Source organism: Streptomyces sp. NPDC005485 (assembly GCF_040606085.1).
Lineage (GTDB): Bacteria > Actinomycetota > Actinomycetes > Streptomycetales > Streptomycetaceae > Streptomyces.
Genome location: NZ_JBEXDZ010000329.1, coordinates 1 through 1,355, shown reverse-complemented (window position 1 = coordinate 1,355; position 1,355 = coordinate 1). Strand labels below are relative to the sequence as shown.

General features: G+C 70.8%; 1 protein-coding gene. It reads left to right on the top strand.

The window, feature by feature from the left end; translation table 11 throughout:
• A partial coding sequence (locus ABZS97_RS44000; RefSeq protein ID WP_356149744.1) for an SRPBCC family protein occupies nucleotides 1–769 on the top strand: 769 nt, incomplete at its 5' end.
• Nucleotides 770–1,355 lie beyond the last annotated feature (586 nt).

Genomic DNA, 1,355 nt, shown 5'->3' with positions numbered 1-1,355 from the left:
CGATGACCCCCCGTCCCATGGCCTCCCGCCCCGTGACCTTCCGCCCGATGGCGCACCGCTCCATGGCTTCCGGGCGCTTGACCTGCCGCTCCATGCCCCCTCGCCCCACGACTTCTCGCCTGAGGGTCTGTCGTCTCGTGACTTCCCGCTTCATGGGCGGTCGTCGGTTGAGGCGTCGTCGGTGGGTGGTTTGCGGCGGGCTTTGGAGGTGGAGGTTCGTGCCCGGTTGTCTCAGGTGCGGGAGTTGGCCGAGTGCTGGGAGCGTTTCGATGAGTTGTTGTTGTGTTTTGAGGACAGTGTGCGTGTGGAGGGGCCTGCGGAGTTGGTTTATGACTTCCTGTATCGCATCGGGGAGTGGAGTGAGCTGCTTCCGCATGTCGAGTGGACCAGTGTTGTCGAGGACGTGCCCGGTATCCAGTTGGCGGCGGTCGACAGTTGTGGGGCGCAGGACGGGCAGACCTTCACCACGCATGCCGTGCGGCTGTGTTTCCCGCACGCGGGGCGGATCGTTTTCCAGGAGACGCTCTCCGAGCAGTTGATTGCCGCGCACAGTGGTGAGTGGTCGGTGGTGCCTGAGGGGGAGGGGGTGCGGGCGGTGTCGGAGCATCGTGTGCTGCTGCGTGCGGAGGCCGTCGAGGCGGTGCTGGGTCCGGGTGCGGACCTGGCCCTGGCGCGTCGTGAGGTCCGTGAGCGGCTGGGCCGGGCGGCCGTTGAGGCGCTGCAACTGGCCCAGTGGCATGCGCAAAGCGCCGTCCGCCGCTTGCACTGATCCCTCCGGGCCCGCCCGGACTGGGGCATTCCAGCAGCCCGGCCAGCAGCCCAGCCCGAGACCACCAGGACCGCCCGAGACCGTCAGGACCGCCCGGACCACCCGCACCCCCCCGGGGGTATTCCACCAGCCCGGCCAGCAGCCCAGCCCGAGACCACCGAGACCGCCCGAGACCCTCAGGACCGCCCGGACCACCCGCAACTCCCTCGCATTCCACCAGCAGCCCAGCCCGAGACCACCGAGACCGCCCGGACCACCCGCACCCCCCGGGGTATGCCACCAGCCCGGCCAGCAGCCCAGCCCGAGACCACCGAGACCGCCTGGACCGCCCGAGACCGCCGGACCGCACGGACCGTCAGGACTGTCCGAGACCGCCCGGATCGCCGGGACCGCCCGGGACTGTCAGGACCGCTCCGAGACCGCCTGGACTGCCCGGGCCGCTGGGGACCTGGCCGGGAGCCCAGTCCGGGACGGCCAGGGTTGCCTGAGGTCGTCTGGGCGGCCCGGATCGCTGGGGAAGCGTCGGGGCTGTTGGGAATGCCGGGGGGCGGGGGTGGGGGAGTGGTGGGGGGTTGTGAGTGCTCGG